Origin of the sequence: Streptomyces sp. NPDC058246, assembly GCF_042881985.1 — a bacterium.
GTDB lineage: Bacteria > Actinomycetota > Actinomycetes > Streptomycetales > Streptomycetaceae > Streptomyces.
This window is the reverse complement of sequence record NZ_JBHVWZ010000009.1, coordinates 220,932-241,621: the sequence shown is the minus strand read 5'-3', so window position 1 is coordinate 241,621 and position 20,690 is coordinate 220,932. Positions and strand designations below refer to the sequence as shown.

22 protein-coding genes, 2 tRNA genes and 1 other RNA gene are annotated in these 20,690 nt (G+C 70.3%); 18 read left to right on the top strand and 7 right to left on the bottom strand.

What is annotated here, in order from left to right; genetic code table 11:
* Positions 1-82: 82 nt before the first annotated feature.
* Positions 83-181, bottom strand: an RNA gene (gene ffs, locus ACFVXA_RS16605) — signal recognition particle sRNA small type.
* A 71-nt stretch (positions 182-252) separates the two neighbouring features.
* On the opposite strand from ffs, the gene ACFVXA_RS16600 reads away from it, so the two are divergent.
* Positions 253-340 (top strand) — tRNA-Ser (locus ACFVXA_RS16600).
* Positions 341-437: 97 nt separating this feature from the next.
* On the opposite strand, the gene ACFVXA_RS16595 is transcribed toward ACFVXA_RS16600, so the two are convergent.
* The 4 genes from ACFVXA_RS16595 to ACFVXA_RS16580 form a co-directional block, all read right to left on the bottom strand.
* On the bottom strand, positions 438-617 hold the full coding sequence (locus ACFVXA_RS16595; RefSeq protein WP_390025360.1) for a hypothetical protein: 180 nt from the start codon (positions 615-617) through the stop codon (positions 438-440).
* A gap of 5 nt (positions 618-622) precedes the next feature.
* Positions 623-2,599 (bottom strand): copper resistance CopC/CopD family protein, encoded by a 1,977-nt coding sequence (locus ACFVXA_RS16590; RefSeq protein WP_390025401.1) that lies wholly within the window; start codon positions 2,597-2,599, stop codon positions 623-625.
* A 213-nt stretch (positions 2,600-2,812) separates the two neighbouring features.
* The gene (locus ACFVXA_RS16585) at positions 2,813-3,439 is read right to left on the bottom strand and encodes a GNAT family N-acetyltransferase (protein ID WP_389748897.1); all 627 of its coding nucleotides are present in this window, start codon (positions 3,437-3,439) and stop codon (positions 2,813-2,815) included.
* The gene (locus ACFVXA_RS16580; RefSeq protein WP_390025358.1) at positions 3,432-5,516 is read right to left on the bottom strand and encodes a penicillin acylase family protein; all 2,085 of its coding nucleotides are present in this window, start codon (positions 5,514-5,516) and stop codon (positions 3,432-3,434) included. Before ACFVXA_RS16580 ends, ACFVXA_RS16585 begins: the two co-directional genes overlap by 8 nt.
* Before the next feature lie 95 nt (positions 5,517-5,611).
* On the opposite strand from ACFVXA_RS16580, the gene ACFVXA_RS16575 reads away from it, so the two are divergent.
* From ACFVXA_RS16575 to ACFVXA_RS16560, 4 genes are all read left to right on the top strand, one after another.
* Positions 5,612-6,196, top strand: coding sequence for an HhH-GPD-type base excision DNA repair protein (locus tag ACFVXA_RS16575; protein WP_362029716.1), 585 nt, complete (start codon positions 5,612-5,614; stop codon positions 6,194-6,196).
* A 472-nt stretch (positions 6,197-6,668) separates the two neighbouring features.
* Entirely contained in the window at positions 6,669-7,331 is a 663-nt protein-coding gene (locus tag ACFVXA_RS16570; RefSeq protein WP_362031108.1) for an HdeD family acid-resistance protein, read from the top strand.
* 262 nt (positions 7,332-7,593) lie between these two features.
* Positions 7,594-7,872 carry a hypothetical protein gene (locus tag ACFVXA_RS16565; RefSeq protein ID WP_362031110.1) on the top strand — a complete coding sequence of 93 codons (279 nt, stop codon included), beginning with the start codon at positions 7,594-7,596 and terminating at the stop codon, positions 7,870-7,872.
* A gap of 58 nt (positions 7,873-7,930) precedes the next feature.
* The gene (locus tag ACFVXA_RS16560; RefSeq protein WP_383738096.1) at positions 7,931-8,068 is read left to right on the top strand and encodes a hypothetical protein; all 138 of its coding nucleotides are present in this window, start codon (positions 7,931-7,933) and stop codon (positions 8,066-8,068) included.
* A gap of 133 nt (positions 8,069-8,201) precedes the next feature.
* Here ACFVXA_RS16560 and ACFVXA_RS16555 read toward each other — a convergent pair whose 3' ends face one another.
* Positions 8,202-9,791, bottom strand: coding sequence for a helicase HerA-like domain-containing protein (locus ACFVXA_RS16555; RefSeq protein WP_383903009.1), 1,590 nt, complete (start codon positions 9,789-9,791; stop codon positions 8,202-8,204).
* 216 nt (positions 9,792-10,007) lie between these two features.
* Between ACFVXA_RS16555 and ACFVXA_RS16550 the strand changes: the two genes are divergently transcribed.
* Together ACFVXA_RS16550 and ACFVXA_RS16545 are read left to right on the top strand one after the other, a co-directional pair.
* Positions 10,008-10,304, top strand: coding sequence for a type II toxin-antitoxin system VapB family antitoxin (locus ACFVXA_RS16550; protein WP_362031114.1), 297 nt, complete (start codon positions 10,008-10,010; stop codon positions 10,302-10,304).
* Between the two features lie 347 nt (positions 10,305-10,651).
* Positions 10,652-11,308 carry a LytR C-terminal domain-containing protein gene (locus ACFVXA_RS16545; RefSeq protein WP_383738089.1) on the top strand — a complete coding sequence of 219 codons (657 nt, stop codon included), beginning with the start codon at positions 10,652-10,654 and terminating at the stop codon, positions 11,306-11,308.
* Between the two features lie 20 nt (positions 11,309-11,328).
* Here the strand turns inward: ACFVXA_RS16545 and upp are convergent, their stop codons facing one another.
* Entirely contained in the window at positions 11,329-11,964 is a 636-nt protein-coding gene (gene upp / locus ACFVXA_RS16540; RefSeq protein ID WP_362031116.1) for a uracil phosphoribosyltransferase, read from the bottom strand.
* Between the two features lie 177 nt (positions 11,965-12,141).
* Between upp and ACFVXA_RS16535 the strand changes: the two genes are divergently transcribed.
* From ACFVXA_RS16535 to ACFVXA_RS16485, 11 genes are all read left to right on the top strand, one after another.
* On the top strand, positions 12,142-12,324 hold the full coding sequence (locus ACFVXA_RS16535) for a hypothetical protein (protein WP_362031118.1): 183 nt from the start codon (positions 12,142-12,144) through the stop codon (positions 12,322-12,324).
* A gap of 306 nt (positions 12,325-12,630) precedes the next feature.
* Positions 12,631-13,173, top strand: a complete 543-nt coding sequence (locus tag ACFVXA_RS16530; protein ID WP_362031211.1) for a hypothetical protein — start codon at positions 12,631-12,633, stop codon at positions 13,171-13,173.
* A 99-nt stretch (positions 13,174-13,272) separates the two neighbouring features.
* Complete coding sequence (tadA, locus tag ACFVXA_RS16525; protein WP_384397231.1) at positions 13,273-13,704, top strand: tRNA adenosine(34) deaminase TadA; 432 nt, start codon at positions 13,273-13,275, stop codon at positions 13,702-13,704.
* Positions 13,705-13,824: 120 nt separating this feature from the next.
* Positions 13,825-13,909, top strand: a tRNA-Ser gene (locus ACFVXA_RS16520).
* A gap of 231 nt (positions 13,910-14,140) precedes the next feature.
* A complete protein-coding gene (locus tag ACFVXA_RS16515) occupies positions 14,141-15,382 on the top strand; it encodes a hypothetical protein (protein WP_389749701.1) in 1,242 nt (413 codons plus the stop codon).
* A gap of 268 nt (positions 15,383-15,650) precedes the next feature.
* Positions 15,651-16,367, top strand: coding sequence for a pentapeptide repeat-containing protein (locus ACFVXA_RS16510; protein WP_383902807.1), 717 nt, complete (start codon positions 15,651-15,653; stop codon positions 16,365-16,367).
* Positions 16,368-16,874: 507 nt separating this feature from the next.
* Positions 16,875-17,054: a hypothetical protein gene (locus ACFVXA_RS16505; protein WP_362031124.1), complete on the top strand. Its 180-nt coding sequence runs from the start codon at positions 16,875-16,877 to the stop codon at positions 17,052-17,054.
* 213 nt (positions 17,055-17,267) lie between these two features.
* A complete protein-coding gene (locus tag ACFVXA_RS16500; protein WP_189187256.1) occupies positions 17,268-17,561 on the top strand; it encodes a Dabb family protein in 294 nt (97 codons plus the stop codon).
* A 208-nt stretch (positions 17,562-17,769) separates the two neighbouring features.
* Positions 17,770-18,600, top strand: coding sequence for an RNA polymerase sigma factor SigF (locus tag ACFVXA_RS16495; protein ID WP_362031127.1), 831 nt, complete (start codon positions 17,770-17,772; stop codon positions 18,598-18,600).
* 244 nt (positions 18,601-18,844) lie between these two features.
* Positions 18,845-19,732, top strand: a complete 888-nt coding sequence (locus ACFVXA_RS16490) for an RNA polymerase sigma factor SigF (protein WP_362031129.1) — start codon at positions 18,845-18,847, stop codon at positions 19,730-19,732.
* A 264-nt stretch (positions 19,733-19,996) separates the two neighbouring features.
* Complete coding sequence (locus ACFVXA_RS16485; protein WP_389472750.1) at positions 19,997-20,665, top strand: hypothetical protein; 669 nt, start codon at positions 19,997-19,999, stop codon at positions 20,663-20,665.
* Positions 20,666-20,690: the final 25 nt, after the last annotated feature.

Genomic DNA, 20,690 nt, shown 5'->3' with positions numbered 1-20,690 from the left:
AAGGACCGCCCACGGAGGCCGACCTGCCCACCGGGCCCGTACCCCCTCGGCCCGCGACCGCCCGCGCCCCGGACATCCCGCAAACGCAAGCGCCCCCCACGCACCCGCCAGAGCCGACCTACCCTTGCTGCCTTCCGGCCCTGGGGGAGTTCAGTCAGATAGCGCCACGTGAGGGGCTCCGCACAGGGTACAGGATCTGAGCGGGGGGAACGAGTTCGCGAGCACTCCTCAACGTCTTGTATTGTTTGCGGCGGAGGATTCGCCTAGAGGCCTAGGGCGCACGCTTGGAAAGCGTGTTGGGGGCAACCCCTCACGAGTTCGAATCTCGTATCCTCCGCCAGTGCCTCACCGGGCACGATGTCGAAGGGCCCCACCGTTCGCGGTGGGGCCCTTCGACGTTGGCGGGCTCGGTTGCCGTCCGAGTCGGCCGGGCGCGCTCAGGTTCCTGCGTGGACGTAGGCCGCCCAGATGTGGGGACGGTCCGGCTTCCGGCGCCGTAGCTCTCGGACGGTGTGGTGCAGGGCGTGGGGAGAGGTGTCGGTGCCGTCGCCCACCAGGCGGCGGTAGAAATCCCGGGTGACGTGGTCCGCGTGGGTGCTGCGGGGACCGCGCCGCACCCGTATCAGCCGATCTTCACGTTCCCCGAAACCGTGACCTGGTCGATGTCAGTGGTGCGCACCGTGACCTTCATCGTCCACGTACCGGCCAGCGGAAGCGTCAGGCCGTCCGTCCCCCAGTAGCCGCCCTTGTCGGTGAGCTCCGCGTCGATCGGGCCGACCTTCTGCGCGGCCAGGGTGAAGGTGAGGCGCAGCTCGGGGACGGTCGCGATGCCCCCGTCCGGGCCCAGGATCACGGCCTGCACGGAGTTCTCGCCGACCCGGCCCGGCGTCAGCTCGATCTGCACCTTGCCGTGCCCGCCCGGCGTACCGACGTCGAACGGGACCAGCGACGTCGACGAGGTGGGCTGCCCGGGGGATGCCGCCGCGGCCGTCTCCGCGGCCGCCCGGCCCGGCTGCGTCCCGGTCAGCACGGTGGTGATCACCAGGACGACGATGCCCACGGTGACCTCGGCGAGCACCGAGCGCCGCAGAGCGGCCTGCCGACGCCGGACGGGGTCGACTGAGACGGCAGTGTCGATGGGGGCGGCAGTGTCGCTGGGGCCGGCGGGGCCGGCGGAAGGATCTGACGAATCTGACGGATCTGACGGATCGGAAGCCGGGGCGGAGGTCGTGCCATCAGGTCGTACGTCCCCGGAGGCCGCCGCATCGGAGACAGCCACGCCGGATGCCGCCGCATCGGAGACAGCCACGCCGGATGCCGCCGCGTCGGAGACAGCCCCGACGGTTATCGCCACCTCGGCGGCGACCGGACCCCCGACCGGGACCGCCACCCGTTCCGCGGGTGCGGTCGCCGGAACAGCGGCCTCGGCCGACACGAGCCGCCCCGCCCTCCCCGCCCACCGCCGCGAATACCCCGCCCCCAGCAGCAGAAGCGCCACCGCGCAGAGCTTGGCGAGCAGGATCCTGCCGTACGACGTCGAGGTCAGGGCGTCCCAGGAACCCAGGCCGCGCCAGGACTGGTAGGCGCCGGTGGCGGCGAGGGCGGCCACCGCGGTGAGGGCGAGCCGGGAGAAGCGGGTGACGACGGCTGCGGGGAGGTGTTCGGCCGGGCGGTAGAGCGCCGCGAGCAGAGCGGTCAGGCCGCCGAGCCAGACCGCCATGGCGAGCAGATGCAGTACGGCGGAGACCATCGCCAGCGGGACCTGGATCCCGGCGGACGCGTGCTCGGCGGCGGCCCAGGTGACCGCGAGCCCGAGGGCGAGCAGACCGCCGAGGACGAGAACGCCCCGCGCCCGTCCCTGTCCCCGTACCTGCACACGTACGCGTTCGAGGAGGAAGACGGCAGCCGCGAGCAGCACTAGCCTGGCGACCAGCGCCATCCCCGGCCTGCTCGTCAGCGTCTCGCGCAGGACGGTCGAATCGAGGGCCGCGGTCACGGCGGTGCCGCGTTCGTAGGGGCCGCGCAGGAGCAGCAGCGCGAGTGTGGACACCAGCAGGGTCCACCAGCCGGTCAGCAGCAGGCGCCGCACGCTGCCCGGGTATCCGCAGGCCAGGACGAACCCGGCCGCGCCGATGAGCAGGGCCAGGCCGCCGTAGGCGAGGTACCGGGCGATGTCGTAGAGGGTGGCCGAGACGGTATCGCCGGCGGGCGCGGAGGGCAGGGCGACGGTGGTCGCGGAGGGTTTGCCGATGGAGAAGGTGAAGGCGCCGGAAACGGGGTGGCTGTCCGCCGAGACGACCCGCCAGACCACCGTGAACGTGCCGGTGCCCAGCCCGCGCGGCAGGGTCACGCGGGCGGTGGAGGACCGGTCGCCCGCGTGGCCGGGCGCGCCCGTGTGGACGCGCCGGTTGTCCGGGGTGAGCACCCGGAAGGAGTCGTCGAGAAGGCCGACGGACTCACTGAACGTCAGCGTGACCTGTCGCGGCGCCGACTTCAGAATGCTGCCGTCCTGCGGATCGGTGCCCGTCAGCGCGGCATGCGCGGACGCGCCGCCCACCCCGCCGAAGAGGACGAGCGCCAGGACGCTTCCCAACAGCACCAGGCCCCGGACGACGCGCCGTCGGTCTCGCTGTCCGCTCACGCTCTGTCTCCGCATGTCCAGGGGTCGGCATTTGTCCGTATTTCCAGGTGCAGCAGTTCCGGGTGCAGCAGTTCCGGGTGCAGCAGTTCCGGGCCGCATTTTTCAGGTGCCACATTTCAGGTGCCACATTTTCAGAGTCCTGGATACGTACGGACGCGGGCGGCGCCCTGCTCATCCCCCCGACGCGGAACCCGCCTCGAAGGCCGTCCTGGTGAGGAAGGCGAGCCGGGCGCGCTTCTCGGGCAAGTAGACGTCGGGAAGGTCGATCTCGGGCAGGACGACCGCGGGTCCCGCCGCGAAGCCCTGCCGCTCGAAGCGAGCGATCGCCTTCTCGTTGCGCTCGTCGGGATCGACCACGACCCGCTGCCGGTCCAGACCGGTCAGCACGTACGAGGTGAACGCGCGCAACAGCGCGGAGGAGTGGCCCGGTCGCGCGCCGCCGGGTCCGGCCGGCCCGATCAGCACGTGGACGCCGATGTCGCCCGGCCGGACGTCGTAGCACTCGCCGACGCGGTCGGCCTCGGGCTCGTACGTCTGGAAGAGCGCGGCGGGTCGGCCGTCCGTGACGGCGAGGTAGGCGTGATGGGTGTCGAGCGAGTCCAGATGGACGTACGTCTGAAGGACCTGCTCCTTCGTGAGCCCGTTCATCCCCCAGAAGGCGGCCCGCTCCTGTGTGACCCACCCGTGGACGACGTCGAGGTCGGCGTGCGGGTCGAGGGGCAGGATGCGGACGGTGCCGAAGCCGTCGAGCAGCTGCTCGTGCACGGCCGCGCGGCCAGAGGCGTGCGCCTCACTCATCATGGGTCTCCTTGGTCAGCTGGTTCCAGTCGGTGGTCACCGGGGCGAGATCTCCCTTGAGCCACAAGGGGAGTTGATCGTGGTGGGGCGCGCCCGGGACACCGTCGGCGCCGAACGGAACCACCCAGAGGCTGTTCTCGCGGTCGGCGAGGTCCCAGACGTAACGGGCGGCCGGGCCGCGCGTGCTGAGGTCGGTGAGGCCGGGTACGGCCGAGGTGCACAGCACGCAGTCGTGGTCGCCGGAGAGCCCCGGTTCGTCGTACGACGAACCGGTGAGCGCGCGCCAGGGCGCGAGCCGGTGGGTGTCGCCCCACGTGCGGGGCGTCCACCCCTCGGCCACCTCCTCGACGGCGGCGCGCACGACGGCGTCACGGTCGATTCCGTACAACTCCTCGGCGTTCAGCAGGTTTTCGAGAGCGAAAGCGACGCGCGGGGTGAGGGCGAGCCAGGGGAGAAAGACCTCCGGGTACGCGGGCGGGTCGGCCAGGACGGCCAGCGCGGGGTGCACCACCAGCCGTCGTACGACCGCGCCGCGCACCGCCGCGTACGCCGCCGCCTCGGCGCTCTCGGCCTCCATTCGCCGGTCCCAGCCGAGGAGTTGTTCCCGGAGCGCGACCGCCTCGGGACGGAGCCCCTCGTCGAGAGCGGCCACGCGGTCGAGCAGGGCCTCGGCGGAGGCGAGATGGGTGTCCATGTGAAGGGCGGCCATGTCCTGTGCGGACCAGGTTCGCTTCCCGGCCGCCGGGCCGGGGGGCTGCCCCTCCAGCAACTGCCGGATGCGGGTGGCGCGGTGTGGTGGGGCGAACTCGATGCCGAGCGGGGCCGCCGGGCCGCGACGCTGGTTCGCCATGACGGCGATGCCGTCGTCGAGACCGGAGCGCGGCATCTCGTGCCACCCTTGCCACGCGTGCCCGGGCTCCCAGGCGGGCACGAGCCGCGTCCGGTTGTGGTGGCTCCGGACCGGGACCTTTCCGGCGACCCGGTGCAGCACCCCGCCCTCGGTGTCGGCGGCCTGTACGACGTTCACGGGCTCGGCCCAGCGGTCGAACGCCCGGTCCACGTCGGCGACTCGGCGGGCCCGGAGGAGGGGAAGCAGCGCGCTGAAGCCGAGATCCCCGGTCACGCGGGGCGGGTAGCGAAGACTGAGGGACTCCTCCGTGCCGGTTCCGCCGATGACGAGGGGCCCCCGCGCGGTCTCGATCACCTCGACCTCGACGGAGTCGGCCCCGGCCACCTCCACCTGCTCCACGTGGTGTGCCGCGGGTCGCCAGGCGCCGTCCGGGTCGAGCGCCTCGATGCCACCGGACCGCCGCAGGCGCTCCCGGTACAGGTCCTGGTAGTCGGCCATCGCGTTCGTGATCGCCCAGGCGACGGTTCCGGTGTGGCCGAAGTGGGCGATGCCCGGGACGCCGGGGACGGCGAGGCCGACCACGTCGAACTCCGGGCAGGCGAGGCGGATCTGCTGGTAGACGCCGGGGTCTTCGATGAAGCGATGAGGGTCACCGGCGATGACGGGCCGCCCGGTGACGGTACGTTCGCCGCTCACCAGCCACCCGTTGCTCCCGGACGTACCGGGCCCGTCCATGGCGAACAGCTGGACCGCCTCCGCGCCCAGCAGCCGTACGACCTCCTCGCGCCACAGCTTGGCGGGGAACCCGGCGAAGAGGATGTGCGTGCCGAGCCAGACACCGAGGGGACTCCAGGGCTCCCAGCGGCCCGGGGTGAGCCCGGTCGCCGCGAACTCCGGTGCGCGACGGGCGCCTTCGGCCAGCCCGGCGTTGACCCCGTCCACATACGCGACGACCCACTCGGCGGTCTCCGGGTCCCGTCTCTCCAGGGCCGCGAAACAGCGTCTCGCCGTGTCGTCGAGGCGGGCCTGCCGGGCGAACCGGTCCCAGGCGACGGCCTCGGCGCCGAGGAAGGCGGCCGAGGTGCCCTGCGAGCGGTGCCGTTCGGCCTCGAGTTGCCAGGCGCGGTCGATCGCGGTGGTACGGCCCTGGGCGCGGGCGAGTTCCTCCGCGCTGTCCGCGCGCAGGTGGGGAATGCCCCAGGCGTCACGGTAGATCTCGACGGTCACAAGCCATCCCCACTCTTATCAGGTTAGGCTAACCTAACTCTCCCGATTCGGGATCGTACGTGCGGGGTGCCCCGGTAGGCGCGATCATCGGTTTCATGGACGTCACTCTTCACCTCGCCCAGCAGCCCGAGGCCGATGAACTGCTGAGCCGAAGCCCGCTGGCCGCGCTGATCGGCATGCTGCTGGACCAGCAGGTACCGATGGAGTGGGCCTTCGCGGGGCCGTACACGATCGCCCAGCGGATGGGGACGGACGATCTCGACGCCCACGAGATCGCGGCGTACGACCCGGAGAAGTTCGCCGCGCTGCTGTCCGCCAAGCCGGCCGTTCATCGCTACCCCGGGTCGATGGCCAAGCGGATCCAGCAGCTGTGCCAGTACCTCGTGGAGCACTACGGGGGAGACGCGAGCGCCATCTGGAAGGACGTCTCCACCGGCGCCGAGCTCCTGCGGCGCCTCAAGGAACTCCCCGGTTTCGGCACCCAGAAGGCGCAGATCTTCCTCGCCCTCCTCGGCAAGCAGTTCGGGGTGCGGCCCAAGGGGTGGCGGGAGGCCGCGGGGGCGTACGGCGAACCGAAGTCCTTCCGCTCGGTGGCGGACATCACCGGGCCGGAGTCGCTGGCGAAGGTGCGGGCGCACAAGCAGGAGATGAAGGCCGCGGCGAAGGCCTCCGGCAAGTAGGGGGGCTTGTACCCGGGGTTCCGTGCGGCGCGCGGCCCGTACGTCCCCTGTCCCCCCTGCGTTGGCCCTGCACCCGGCGTGGGTGCACAAGCGCGAGTTTTTCGCCCCCTCCGCCCCTACCCGTCCCTTGTTCCTGGGGGCTGCCGCCCCCAGACCCCCGCGTCGGCCTGGACGGCCTCGTCCTCAAACGCCGGACGGGCTAAAGACCTCCAGCCCGGCCGGGCTGAAAGATTGCCGGCCGGGATGAGAGGTGCAGGTGCCCACCGGCGGGAGGGGGTGGGCCGGTACATCACAGCCCGTCGCGTACGTGGTCACGGGCAAGGGCCACCGTGACAGCAGGCAGAGGTGTCCATCAGGCGACGGGCTTGATGTACCGGCCCGCCCCCGACCCACGACGCACCGCCACCCGGGCGCGTCCACCGCTCGGGTCACCCCGGTGGCGAGACGCCCGCAGCCGTTCACAGCATGGGGCATGACCGAGCCACCGAACGGCTCTCCCCGGAGCCCGGAATACGACGACCGTCACGTGCATGCCGCGAGAGACCCACGCGCACCCTCGCAGGAGCCCCCCGCCGAGGGCCCCTTGCACGCCCTGTCCCGCGCGGCCTGGCAGGTCGTCCTGCTCACCGGCGTGGCGTCCCTGATCCTGGGCGTCCTGGTTCTGGTCTGGCCGGGCGCCTCCCTGCTCGCGGCCGGAATCCTGTTCGGTGTCTACCTCCTGATCAGCGGCGTGTTCCAGCTGGTCTCCGCCTTCGGCACGCACAAGGCGACCTCGCTGCGCGTCCTGGCCTTCATCAGCGGCGCCCTGTCGATCCTGCTCGGCCTGTTCTGCTTCCGTGGCCCGATGCAGTCGATCCTGCTGCTCGCCCTGTGGATCGGCATCGGCTGGCTGATCCGCGGGATCACACAGACACTGGCCGCCGTCTCCGACAAGAACGTGCCCGCGCGCGGCTGGCAGATCTTTCTCGGGATCGTCACCTTCATCGCCGGGATCGTGCTGATCGACTCGCCGTTCGAATCGGTCGCCGTCCTCACCCTGGTCGGCGGCATCTGGCTGATCGCGGTGGGGATCGTCGAGATCATCACGGCCTTCCGCATCCGCTCCGGTGCCCAGCTCGTCCCTCGGATCCTGTAACCCCCACCTTCACCACCGCCCCCACCGCCGCCCCACCCCCCCCCTCAGACGTCAACTTAGCGCCCGTCAGGTACGCCATGAGGGCGGATCTCGCGGCCATCCCGATGACCACCCACCTCCGGTGGGGACAGGACGTCATATGAGCCCCGCCCCGCGTCGCCCCCCGCACCCACTGCGCCGGTGCCCGCGACCGCGGGGAGGGGCTCCTTCGCGCGCCAGGACCAAGCCCAGAAAAACCACCTGGCTACGGATCCTCATCCTCATGGTCGTCGCGATGCTCGTCACGGGCCCGCACCCCGAGGTACTCACCGCCCCCCTCACCACCACGGCCGCCGAAACGGGCATCGCCGAACACGACGTACTCGACACGGCCCTGCGCCTGCCGTCCCGCCAGGGACACCCCGTCACCCCACTGCGGCCCGCCACGGGCCGCCCGGAGAGCGAGCCCGAGCAACCCCGCCCCCACCCCGTACCGGCACTCGCCCCGCCCGCGCCCTCCCCCGCCCTGCACGCCCTCCGCTGCGTGGTCCTGCGCTGCTGACGGACCCGGCTTCGTACCGGCCGCCCCGTCCCTCTTCAGCGAACACAAGGACACCCTCATGCCCAGTGACCCCTACGCGGTCCTGCGCGCCCTGCTGCGCGCGGAAGCCCTACGCAACGCACCGAAGCCGGATCCCCGCCCCCAGCGGGACGCCCCACAACAGAAAACACCCCCCAAGGAACCCGGCCGCGACTGATCACAGACGACCGCCCCTCCCCAGGACGGGAAGGGGCGGTCGCCCTACAAGCACAGGCCCAGCGCAAGCACGGCCACGAGCACAGGCACAGGCACCCGTACAAGCGCAGGCGCAGGCACCGGCACAGACACCGTCACCGTCGACGCCGAGCCGTCCCGAAGAGCGACCGGGTGATCTCCCGTCCGATCTGCGTACCGACCGAACGGGCCAGGGACTTGAAGAGCCCGCTGCCGACCACCTGTTCGACGACGGAGGCCTCTTCCTTGGGCCGCCCCCTCGACGGCGCCTCTTTCGGGGGTGCCTCCCTCGGGGGCGCTCCCTTCCTGGGCATGGGCGCCGCAGCCGCCACCGCCTCCGCCGCCGCCAGCTTCTCGTACGCCGACTCCCGGTCCACCGCCTCCGCGTACCGCCCGTACAACGGCGAGCTCCGCACCGCCTGGTCCAGCGAGTCCGCGTCGACCGGACCCATGAGGGACTGCGGCGCCCGCAGCCGTGTCAGCGCGACCGGCGTCGGCGCGCCCTTCTCGCTCAGCACGGTGACGACGGCCTCGCCGGTGCCGAGGCCGGTGAGGACCTCCTCCAGGTCGTACGGGGAGTTCGGGAACGTCTTCACGGTGGCCTTCAGCGCCTTCTGGTCGTCCGGGGTGAAGGCGCGCAGCGCGTGCTGGACGCGGTTGCCGAGCTGGGCGAGGACATCGCCGGGTACGTCCTTCGGGGTCTGGGTCACGAAGAAGACGCCGACCCCTTTCGAGCGAATGAGCCGGACGGTCTGCGTGAGGGAGTCGAGAAAGGCCCTGGAGGCGCCGTTGAAGAGCAGATGGGCCTCGTCGAAGAAGAAGACGAGCTTCGGTTTGTCGGCGTCGCCGACTTCCGGGAGGTCGTGGAAGAGGTCGGCGAGCAGCCACATCAGGAAGGTGGAGAAGAGCTGCGGCTTGTCCTGGACTCCGGGGAGTTCGAGGACCGACACCATGCCCCGGCCGTCCGAGGCCGTCCGCATCAGCTCGCTCGTGTCGAACTCCGGCTCTCCGAAGAAGGGGCTCATGCCCTGCGCCTCGAAGGCGGTGAGGGAACGGAGGATGACGCCCGCCGTGGCGGTGGAGAGGCCGCCGATCCCCTTCAGTTCCTGTTTGCCCTCCTCCGAGGTCAGGAAGGCGACGACCGCGCGCAGGTCCTTGAGGTCGACCAGCTCCAGGCCCTTCTGGTCGGCGTAGTGGAAGATCAGGCCGAGCGACTGCTCCTGGGTCTGGTTGAGCTGGAGCACCTTGGACAGCAGCACCGGGCCGAAGCTGGTGACCGTCGCGCGGACGGGGATGCCGTGGCCCATGCCGCCGAGCGCGTAGAACTCGGCGGGGCAGCCGCCCGGCGTCCACTCCTGGTGCACGTCGCGGGCTCGCTCCTGGACCCTCTCGTTGGGCACTCCCGGCACCGAAACGCCCGACACGTCGCCCTTGATGTCGGCGAGGAAGACGGGCACCCCCTGGGCCGACAGCTGCTCGGCGATCAGCTGGAGGGTCTTGGTCTTGCCGGTACCGGTGGCGCCCGCGACCAGCCCGTGCCGGTTGAGCATCGGCAGCGGGATGCGGATCTGTACGTCGGGCAGGCACCGCGTGTCCCAGAGCAGGGCGCCCAGATCCAGGGCCGGGCCCGTGAAGGCATACCCGGAGGCGATCTCCAGGGCCTCCTGGGGGAGGGCGGGAGCGCTCCTGGCCGTCTCCGGTGGCATCGCTGGAGCGCTCCCGGCGCTCTCGGGGACGGCGCCGGCAGCCGTTTCGGGAGCGGGGCCGGTGGTCGGCGGGGGATCGGCGGCCGGTGGCACGGTCTCGCTGTCGCTCATATCAGGCCCTAGTTTCCGATTTGCACGGCTTTACGGCGTCTTTTCCAGCGTCGCACTCCGCCGCCGCGGCTGCGCCCGGAAGGTCTTGACCGGTAGGCTTTCCGTGTGATCTTCAAGCGCATCGGAAACAGCCGGCCGTACCCCGACCACGGCCGGGAAAGCACCCGGCAGTGGGCGGACGTCGCGCCGCGCCCGGTCCGCCTCGATCAGCTCGTGACGACCAAGGGCCAGCTCGACCTGGAAACGCTGCTCGCCGAGGACTCGACGTTCTACGGCGACCTCTTCGCGCATGTCGTGAAGTGGCAGGGCGATCTGTACCTGGAGGACGGCCTGCACCGCGCCGTCCGCGCCGCGCTGCAGCAGCGCCAGGTGCTCCACGCACGCGTGCTCGAGATGGACTGACAGCCCGCGCCGGCTGCACGACGAGCCGCGTCGGCTTCACGACGAGCCACGCCGGCTGCACGACAAGCCGGGTCGGGTGCACGACGAGCCACGTCCGCCTCACGACGAGCCACGCCGGCTGCACGACGAGCCACGTCGGTCTCACGGCGAGCCCGCTGCAGTGTCGCCGTGAGCGCGCTGCGGCCTCGCCGTGAGCGTGCTTCCGCCTCGCCGCGAGCCCGCTTCGGCCTAGTTCTGAGCCCGCGTCGGCCCCGGGTCGAGTGCGCGTTGACCCTTTTGGGTTGGACTGCGCGACCGGCAATGATCATTTAGTAGTTATCGTCGCCACGGCGCACTACGCTGCGCCCATGAGCATGCTCACTCCCCCTGGCATGGGCGGCCAGTACCGGATCACGGGGGACAAGTACCCGCGGATGCGCCGACCCCGGGGGCGCCGCAGGCTCGTGTTCCTGGTCGTCGCCTCCGTCACCGCACTCGGGCTGATCGGGTGGGGGACCCTGCAGCTCATCGATGTCTTCACGGGCGGCGGCGGCAAGGCCACGGCGGCGGGCCCCAAGGCGGACTGCGCCTCGGAGGCGAGCCCCTCGGCCTCGACGGCCAGTGTCACCCTCGCCGGGACGCTGCCCAAGCCCGGCCAGATCACCGTGAACATCCTGAACGCCACGACCCGCAGTGGGCTGGCCAAGGAGACCGCGGACGAGCTGGCGAAGCGCGGCTTCAAGATCGGCGACGTGGGCAACGCGACGGCCGCGTACGACAAGAAGGTCGAGGGCGCCGGGATACTGCTCGGCGCCAAGGCCGCCGCCTCGGCCGCGCTCCCCGTCCTCAACACGCAGCTCTCCGGAGCGGAGTTGAAGACCGACGGGCGCCGGCAGGCCACCGACGTCGACCTCATCATCGGCAACGGCTTCGCGTCGCTCACGAAGAAGGAGGACGCCGACAAGGCTCTGGCCGTCCTGGCCAAGCCCCAGCCGACGCCCTCCACCGCGAAGAAGAGCTGCTGACAGCCTCGTAGAAGAGGTACTTACTCAGCGGCCCCGTACATCCGGTCCCCCGCGTCCCCGAGCCCCGGCACGATGTAGCCGTGCTCGTTGAGACGCTCGTCGACCGAGGCCGTGACGACGGTGACCGGCGTGCCCGCGAGCTCGCGCTCCATGAGCTCGACGCCCTCAGGGGCGGCGAGCAGGACCACGGCGGTGACGTCGTCGGCGCCGCGCTTGATCAGCTCCTGGATCGCCGCGACGAGCGTGCCGCCGGTGGCCAGCATCGGGTCGAGGACGTACACCTGGCGACCGGAGAGGTCGTCCGGCATGCGGGTGGCGTACGTGGAGGCCTGCAGCGTCTCCTCGTTGCGCACCATGCCGAGGAAGCCCACCTCGGCGGTCGGCAGCAGCCGCACCATGCCGTCGAGCATGCCGAGGCCCGCGCGCAGGATCGGCACGACCAGGGGGCGCGGGTAGGAGAGCTTGACGCCCGTGGTGGAGGCGACCGGGGTCACGATGTCGACCTGCTCCGTGCGCACGTCCCGCGTGGCCTCGTAGGCGAGCAGGGTGACCAGTTCGTCGGCGAGCCGCCGGAAGGTCGCGGAGTCGGTGCGCTGGTCGCGCAGGGTGGTGAGCTTATGGGCGACCAGGGGGTGGTCGACGACGTGGAGACGCATGTCCACAACAGTAACCGGGCCCGCGGCACCCGCCACTGCCCCGCCCGGCACCGCTCCGTCCGCCCTGCCCCGAGCGGCACGGCTCGGCAAGGACCCGCCCGCGCTGTCACCCGTGCGCTGGCATCAAACCGCCCATCGGAGGGAAAGTGGGAGTGACGGACCTGGGGTGGTGTGCCTATGCGAAACCGGGAAGAGGAGTCCTCCGAGCAGTTGGAGACCGACGCCGAGCGCAGGAGGCGGCGCGCCCAGTTCCTCCGCGATCTGACCGAGGCGCGCGAACTGCGCGACCGGGTCCAGCCCCGACGCGCCAAGGCCGCCCGGCTGCGCCACGCCATGCGCATGCGCACCTTCCGCTGGTAGGTCCGCCCGGCCCCGGCCGGTGCGCCACCCGCCCCGAGCCGATGGGCCGCCTGCGCCGACCGCATCCCCCGCCCGTGCCGCGCGAGCCCGTGTCTGGGCGGGGAGGTGCGTACGAGGCGCCGACAGCCGCGTACGATCCGCTGTTAGCGATCAAAAGAGGCAGACACAGCAGGCCGAAGACGTCCCCTGAACGCTCTGTTTCTGCCACGATTCCGAGTGGGTGGGGCTCGGAGCAGCACGCCCCGCCCACAGCCTCCGCCGGGGGGACCCCCAACCGGCACGCCTATGACCAGTGGGAGAGTCACGGTGTACTTCGCCGCACTGCTCGCGCGCACCGAAGACGGGTGGGAAGCGAGCGACACAGAGCTCGACGATGTGGAGACCCTGTCGGATCTGACCGACCTGGCCCGTGAAGTCTCGGAAGAGGACACGGTGCTCGTACTCATCGAGCAGGAGGACGCGTGGTTCGGCGTCGTCCGCGTGGATGGCGAGGAGGACCCTCGTATCTACGTCTCGGACGCCGCCGCCGCCGCCCGCAGCTCGTACGGCGAGATCCTGCTCACGGACGAACTACTAGGACGGGAGCCGGGCGACGACGACGCCGACCTGGACTCCCTCGACCTTGACGGCACGGAGGACGGTGAGCCCGAGGACTCCGAAGACGAAGACGAAGAGGACGAGGAGACCGTGTCCGGCGAGGCCGTGTCGCACAGCCCCGTCGGGGACCGCGACATCCTCGCCGACCTCGGTGTGAGCGAGAAGGAACTGCTCGCCCTGGACGAAGGCGACGCGCTCAGCACGATCGCCGAAGCCCTGGGAGCGGCGGAGGTCCTGGAGACCGTCCGCTAGCTTCTCGAAACGTTCCGCTAGGTTCCCCGGGTGAGCAGCACCGAGGACACTCCACAGCCCGATCCCGTCGATCCGGTACGCGACCGCTGGCGGGCCGCGATGCGGCTCGCCCTGGACGAGGCCCACCGGGCCGTCCGGGGCGGGGATGTTCCCGTCGGCGCCGTCGTACTGTCCGTGGACGGTACGACGGTGCTCGCGACCGGGCACAACGAGCGCGAGGCGACCGGCGATCCGACGGCGCACGCCGAGGTTCTCGCGCTGCGCAGGGCCGCCGCCGAGCTCGGTGAATGGCGGCTGTCCGGCTGCACGCTCGTCGTCACCCTGGAGCCCTGCACGATGTGCGCGGGCGCGCTGGTGCAGTCCCGGGTGGACCGGGTCGTGTACGGCGCACGCGACGAGAAGGCGGGCGCGGCCGGCTCCCTCTGGGACCTCGTACGCGACCGGCGGCTCAACCACCGGCCCGAGGTGATCGAGGGCGTCCTCGCCGACGAGTGCGCGCGCCTGCTCACCGACTTCTTCCGCGACCGCTGACCGGTGACCGGCGACCGGTAGTCGGTGGTCGGTGGTCACCGGACGACGGTTGATTGGTGATCATCACGGTCGCCGAAACGGATTTCAGACCACGGCCCCCCTTGGGGTAGGGTCTCCCTCGGTAGCGTGTCCGAGCGGCCGAAGGAGCTCGCCTCGAAAGCGAGTGTGGCGCAAGTCACCGAGGGTTCAAATCCCTCCGCTACCGCACGTAGACGAAGGGTCCGGCTCATTGAGCCGGACCCTTCGCGCATGTCCGTCTCAGTCGGCCGGTCGAGCGCATAAACCTCACCGCCCTGGATGCTTCGCCCTCGGCAGGAACGGCGCGGCCAGGTCGGGAACGCGGGCACAACCCTCCGCACACCTCAGGTGTCCAGTACATGACCGGGTGGCCAACATTCCGGTGGCCGTGCTTCCTGTTCCGACGAGGAGATCCACCGTGCGCCAGCACACGCGCTCGCCCATCCGCCGATCGGCCGCCGTCGTGGCCGCTGCCGCGATCGCCGCCGCCGTGCCCGCGGTCGTGGCTCCCGCGGCGTATGCCGAGGAGGCCGGGGCCGACCTGGTGATCTCGGAGCTGCCGAGTACCTCGCCGAAGCCCGGTGAGGTGTACGACGAGAACGTCGTCATCACCAACAAGGGCACCGCGGCAGCCGACGGCGTCAGCTTCCGGATCCGGCTGACGAGGGGTCTCGACTTCCCCGCGCCCGTCGAGGGCTGCACCTACTCGACGATCGAGAACCAGGTCAGGCAGGCCCTGTGCCAGCTCGACAAGGTCATCGAACCCGGCGCCTCCATCGAGACTCCCGTACGGTTCAAGGCCCTGCCGCAGGCGCTGATGGAAGCCGTCGAGTACGGCACCGGAAAGAGCGGCGAGACCCCGGGCGAGGGGTTCGGCGACAGCAACAGGCGTCTGACCCTGACCGCCGACAGCACAGCCGACCTCGTCGCCATCGGTGACGACACCGAGGCCCTCGCCGGCGGCAATCAGTCGATCAACGTGAGTCTGCGCAACGACGGTCCCGGCTGGATCCAGAACCAGGAGAGCGACGACCTGACGGCGCTCATGGTGAACATCCCGGCAGGCACCGTCGCCACCGAAGTGCCCAAGGAGTGCGTGCCGTTCGGGATCGACGGGCCCGCCGGATCCGCCGGGCAGCCGGGCAAGTCCCGCTATGTCTGCCGGCCCGCCGACGACACCTTCGACGTCGGTGAGACGGCCACCTTCACTTTCATGCTGAAGATCAAGAAGGGCACCAAGACCACCACCAGCGAGGTGAAGGCGACCTCGGTCTACGACATCCACCCGGCCTTCGACAAGAACCCCGCCAACGACAAGGCGCAGATCCACATCGCCATCCCCACCGACAACGAGGACGGCCCCAGCACCTCGGGCGGCTCCAGCACCGGCGGCTCCGGGGACGGCGGCTCCGACACGGGCGGCAACGACCCGCAGGGGCAGGCCGCCGGCGGTACGGGCACCTCGGGCTCCTCGACCGGCGGCGCGTCGACGAGCGGCTCCACGAACGGGTCCGCCGACGGCTCCGCGACCGGCAACCTGGCGAGCACCGGCTCCGACGGCACCCCGCTGATCGCCGGCACCGCAGCCGCGGCCGCAGCGCTCGGCGGCCTTCTGGTCCTCGCCGTACGGCGGCGCCGCGCGGGTGCGAAGACCTCCTGACCGTCCCTTCCCGTCCCGGTCGGCCGTCCGGCACCGCTGCCGCGTGCCGATGAGAACTGCCCGGACCTTGGAGTCGCAGAGGGAAGTCACAGAGGGAAGTCACAGCGGGGATCCGCAGCGGGAAGCCGTAGCAGGAAGTCGCATACGGAAGAACCGAGTTATTCAAGTCGGCCTGTTCCACGCCGAGTCCGTGCTCGATTTGCGATCAACAGTGGTGAAGCGTACAGATGAATAGAGGGCTGTTGCTCACGCAATGGGGAGGTTCCCCATGCCCGTTGTCGGCCCATGGCAGTGGACGCTCGTCTCCGTGCTGGTCATCCTCGGTTCCACATTCGCCGTAGAGGCCTGGCGAATGGCCGTGAAAATGCGGGAACGCGAGCCGCGTATCGGCGTTCTCTCTGCCATCGGCGGAGGACTTGTCACCGGTCTTGCCGTCGGCTTGGCCATCATGTTCTTTCAGAAGTCATGGGAAAAGGCGCAGCAGTACGCGGCATGGAAAGCCGGCGTCGAAGTCGCCCAGGCCATTCCCGGCTTCACCCCCGGCAACCGCGACATCAAAGGGATCAACTTCAGCGGCAAAGATCTCCGGGACGCCGACCTCCGGAACGCCGACCTCCGGGGAGCCGAGCTCCGCGACACCGTTCTGCGCGGAGCCGTCCTGGACGGGGCCCACCTGGAGAACGCGAATCTCATCGGAGCCGACCTGACGCATACGAGCCTAAAAGGCGCTCATCTTGAGGGAGCGAGTCTCCACAGCGCGGATCTCACTCATGCCGACATCAAATCCACCACGTTTCACGACGTGAAGGTGAACCCGCTCACCTGCTGGCCGACGGACGTGAGTGCGTACGTTCTGCACCAGGTGGAGGTGCAGCCGTTCAAGGACGAAAACGGGGTATGGCTGACCGAGGAATTCGATGGGAAGGACCACGTCACAGGGGGACAGCTGGCCCCCAAATGCGAGGGCTTGCCGCCTAAGCACTAGCGCTGCGGCGCCCTTCCTTTGTGTGACGCTCCCACAGGTGTTATTGCAACACACGCGGACACCTCTCGGTACGACAGGCACGTACGGCAGGCACGCCCGGCAAGCGCGCGCGGCAGACGCGTACGGCAGACGCGTACGGCAGGCACGTACGGGCACACGAAAACCCCGGCGCCGCTCGTCGCCGGGGCTTTCCCGCACCCGGAGGACGGATGAGGACGGGGGAAGCGGCATCGAGGGGACAAGCCGCTCCCCCCGGTGGAGGGGGACCCACAGGTCCGCGCCGCTGTCTCGGGGGGAAGCCTGCGGCGGGGACCCCGCAGTGGGGTCCGTCCCAGCCCCGCGGGCTACTGCCAGCTCCCGCCGGGCTCACCCTCCATCCTGGGCCCCGGAGCGGCCCGGCAAAAGGCCTCGGCCAGCGGGCCGTTGGTCCCTAAAAGCGGCGTGAAGGTTACACTCACCGCCGGCAACAGGCGGCCCACCGGGCGCATCAGTCACAGGGAGGCCGCGATGGCGGTGAATTCGAAGAAGATCGCCGTCTATGTGCTCGTGGTCTTCGCGCTCTACGTGATCATCACGGATCCGGCCAAGGCCGCCGATTACGTGCAGATAGGGTTCGAGGGCATATCGAGTGCCGCTCGGTCCATCGGAGACTTCATGACGTGGGTCGCCGGCGGGGCCAAGAACTGAGCCGAAACCGGGCCGGCGAGGCAGCGAAGAGCACAGCGCCCGAGCCCACGAGGCGGCGCGGAGCTCAGCGAGCCGAGCCGCCGAGGCAGCGCAGAGCACGCAGAGCACGCAGAGCACAACGAACAGAGAGCCGCCGGGGCAGCCCCGAGCGAGGCGAACCGAGCGAGGCGAACCGAGCGGCGGCCGCCGCCCCGCACCACCAAGGAGTTGCCCGTGATCCGCCATCTGGTCCTCTTCAAGCTCAACGAGGGCGTCGAGCGCGACGACCCGCGTGTGGTCGAGGGCGTCGCCGCCTTCCGCGCGCTCGGCGACCAGATCCCCGAGCTGCGGTTCTGGGAGTGCGACTGGAACATCACCGACCGGCCCATCGCGTACGACTTCGCGATCAACTCCGCCGTCGACGACACCGACGCCCTGAAGCGGTACTTGGAGCACCCGGCGCACCAGGCGGGCGTCGCGCTCTGGCGGGAATTCGCCACCTGGGTGATCGCCGACTACCCGTTCTGATCATTCTGAGCCGTACGGCTCGCCAGCCCCTCGCCGGAACCGGTGGGGGGCATTTTCATGTCTTATGCCCCAACTCGCCATGACCATCCCTCAACACGGCATTATGCGGTGCTTGCACACAGTGCACATGTCTTGTGATGCTATGACCGCTTTTGACGGATGAGTTGATCACGGATGAGTTTGACGGATCACAGAGGTGGAGTTGACCGTGCCGGCCAGTACTGCGCCTCAAGCACCGCCCGCGGAAGTCGAAGTCGAAGTCGCGCCCGAGCGGCGCCGCGGCGCCGACACCCGGGCTCTCACGCAGGTGCTCTTCGGCCAGCTCAAGACCCTGGAGCCGGGCACTCCCGAGCACACCCGCGTCCGCGGGGCACTCATCGAGGCGAACCTCCCGCTCGTCCGGTACGCGGCCGCGCGCTTCCGCTCCCGCAACGAGCCCATGGAGGACGTCGTCCAGGTCGGGACCATCGGGCTGATCAACGCCATCGACCGTTTCGACCCGGACCGCGGCGTGCAGTTCCCGACCTTCGCGATGCCGACGGTCGTCGGCGAGATCAAACGATACTTCCGCGACAACGTCCGCACCGTCCACGTACCGCGCCGCCTGCACGAGCTGTGGGTGCAGGTGAACAGCGCTCAGGAGGACCTGACCACCGCCTTCGGACGCTCGCCTTCGACCGCCGAGATCGCCGAGCGGCTGCGCATCACCGAGGAGGAGGTGCTGTCCTGCATCGAGGCGGGCCGCTCCTACCACGCCACCTCCCTGGAAGCGGCCCAGGAGGGTGACGGGCTGCCCGGACTGCTCGACCGGCTCGGCTACGAGGACCCCGCGCTCGACGGGGTCGAACACCGCGACCTCGTACGGCATCTGCTCGTACAACTGCCCGAGCGCGAGCAGCGGATCCTTCTCCTGCGCTACTACAGCAATCTGACGCAGTCACAGATCAGCGCCGAACTGGGAGTCTCCCAGATGCATGTGTCAAGGCTGCTCGCCCGTAGTTTCGCGCGTCTTCGATCCGCAAACAGGATCGAGGCGTAACCGACAAGAGCGAATCGCTCAACGGCGCATTTTCCGACAGTTCAGCGCTGAAAAACCGTCAGACCCCCTCTTTCCAGGGCCGATTCGCCTCCTCCATGTCGACATGTCACTACAGCGTGTTGCCGACATGTGACATTCTGCCGGAAGCGCGTTTGCCGCGGCCCCGCCTCCGGTATTCAGGTGGAGGCTGCGTTCCTCCGACGGGAGCGACTGCCGCGACCGTCCGCGACCCAAAGGGGGTGGCATGTCCGCAGATCAGGGCAGCTCGAAGGTGCTCACGCTCACGAAGAGCGAGTCCGCGCCCGACGCGCTTCACGATGTCCCGGCCGCTCCGGCCCCCGAAGCCGTCCCGGTGCCCGAGGCCTCGGGCGCCATCGACACCCGCACCCTGTCCCGCTCCCTGTTCCTGCGGCTCGCCGCACTCGGCGAGAACAGCCCCGAGCGCGCCTACGTCCGGGACACGCTCATCGAGCTCAACCTCCCGCTCGTCCGGTACGCGGCCGCGCGCTTCCGCTCCCGCAACGAGCCGATGGAGGACATCGTCCAGGTCGGCACGATCGGCCTGATCAAGGCGATCGACCGCTTCGACTGCGAGCGCGGCGTGGAGTTCCCGACCTTCGCGATGCCGACGGTCGTCGGCGAGATCAAGCGCTTCTTCCGCGACACATCGTGGTCCGTCCGGGTCCCGCGCCGGCTCCAGGAGCTGCGCCTGGCCCTCACCAAGGCCAGCGACGAGCTCTCGCAGAAGCTCGACCGCTCCCCGACGGTCACCGAACTCGCGGCGGTCCTCGGCGTCTCCGAGGAGGACGTGGTCGACGGCCTCGCCGTCGGCAACGCGTACACGGCGTCGTCCCTGGACTCCCCCGCCCCCGAGGACGACGGCGGCGAGGGCTCCCTCGCGGACCGCCTCGGCTACGAGGACACCGCCCTGGAGGGCGTCGAGTACCGCGAGTCGCTGAAGCCGCTGCTCGCCAAGCTCCCGCCCCGTGAGCGCCGGATCATCATGCTCCGTTTCTTCGCGAACATGACCCAGTCACAGATCGGCGAGGAGGTCGGCATCTCGCAGATGCACGTCTCCCGACTGCTGACCCGGACCCTGGCACAGCTGCGGGAGGGGCTCATCTCCGACTGAGCCGGCTGAGCCGACCGAGTCTCCGGGGTCGGCTGAGGGTCCCAGGGCTCCGTGCTCCCGAGGGTTCATATTTGACGGTCCGTCAGCCACACTGGCGCGATGCGTCGAGAGTCGATACGTGGTCGCCGAGGTGCCCTTGTGGGCGCCTCGGCGGCTGTGCTGTGTCTGGGTGGCGTGCTCGCCGCGTGCGGGAGCGGCGGGAGCGGGGGCGGCTACGTCGCGGTCGGAGCGGCCGGAGGTTCGCCAGGGGCGCCGGGAGCGGTGGTGGCCCCTTCGGGAGACGTGTCGCTGCTGCCGCTCGACGGAGACGGAAGCGGAGACGGGAGCTCTCCGTCCAAGTCGGCGGACGGATCCGAGTCGGCTGACGGATCCAAGTCGGCTTCCGGGGGCGGCAGTTCCGGCACGGAGACGGACTCGAACCCGGGAGCAGCCCCGGCGTCCGCGGGCGCCACGCGGGGCGGTTCGACGTCACCCTCGTCCGGGAGCGGCGGCACTTCCTCCGACGGGAGTGGTGGCAACTCCGGCGGAACAGGCGGCAGTTCGGGCGGTTCGCATGGCGGCTCAGGCGGCGGCGGTACGTCGTCGTCGCCCGCCCCGACTCAGTCCAAGCCCGGCACCGGTGCCGGGCCCGCCGTGCTCGGCGTGGGCACTCCCTCGCGCGAGGCCACCGATCAGCGGTGGTGCGAGAAGGTGACGGTCTCGTTCCGCAACACCGGTGGTACGGCGGTGCGTTCGGGCACGGTGACCTTCGGTACGCACATCATCGGGGCGCTCGGGATCGACTGGGCGACGATCGAGTCCACCGAGGACCTTCCCGCGCCGATCGCCGCCGGCGCGAAGAAGGACAAGACCTGGACGGTGTGCGTCGACGCCTGGCGCGTGCCGCTGGGCATGCACATCGAGACGCGGGACGTGTCCGTCCAGTGGAAGTGACGGCGCCGACGGCTCGGCGGTCCGG

Excerpts from the sequence above, each read along its gene's own strand:
- ACFVXA_RS16490 (WP_362031129.1), top strand. The coding sequence starts at position 18,845 with ATGTCCGCAGATCAGGGCAGCTCGAAGGTGCTCACGCTCACGAAGAGC.
- ACFVXA_RS16575 (WP_362029716.1), top strand. The coding sequence starts at position 5,612 with ATGGACGTCACTCTTCACCTCGCCCAGCAGCCCGAGGCCGATGAACTG.
- ACFVXA_RS16545 (WP_383738089.1), top strand. The coding sequence starts at position 10,652 with ATGAGCATGCTCACTCCCCCTGGCATGGGCGGCCAGTACCGGATCACG.
- ACFVXA_RS16570 (WP_362031108.1), top strand. The coding sequence starts at position 6,669 with ATGACCGAGCCACCGAACGGCTCTCCCCGGAGCCCGGAATACGACGAC.
- ACFVXA_RS16505 (WP_362031124.1), top strand. The coding sequence starts at position 16,875 with ATGGCGGTGAATTCGAAGAAGATCGCCGTCTATGTGCTCGTGGTCTTC.
- ACFVXA_RS16560 (WP_383738096.1), top strand. The coding sequence starts at position 7,931 with ATGCCCAGTGACCCCTACGCGGTCCTGCGCGCCCTGCTGCGCGCGGAA.
- ACFVXA_RS16555 (WP_383903009.1), bottom strand. The coding sequence starts at position 9,791 with ATGCCACCGGAGACGGCCAGGAGCGCTCCCGCCCTCCCCCAGGAGGCC.
- tadA (WP_384397231.1), top strand. The coding sequence starts at position 13,273 with ATGCGGCTCGCCCTGGACGAGGCCCACCGGGCCGTCCGGGGCGGGGAT.
- ACFVXA_RS16565 (WP_362031110.1), top strand. The coding sequence starts at position 7,594 with ATGGTCGTCGCGATGCTCGTCACGGGCCCGCACCCCGAGGTACTCACC.
- ACFVXA_RS16585 (WP_389748897.1), bottom strand. The coding sequence starts at position 3,439 with ATGAGTGAGGCGCACGCCTCTGGCCGCGCGGCCGTGCACGAGCAGCTG.
- ACFVXA_RS16535 (WP_362031118.1), top strand. The coding sequence starts at position 12,142 with ATGCGAAACCGGGAAGAGGAGTCCTCCGAGCAGTTGGAGACCGACGCC.
- ACFVXA_RS16510 (WP_383902807.1), top strand. The coding sequence starts at position 15,651 with ATGCCCGTTGTCGGCCCATGGCAGTGGACGCTCGTCTCCGTGCTGGTC.
- upp (WP_362031116.1), bottom strand. The coding sequence starts at position 11,964 with ATGCGTCTCCACGTCGTCGACCACCCCCTGGTCGCCCATAAGCTCACC.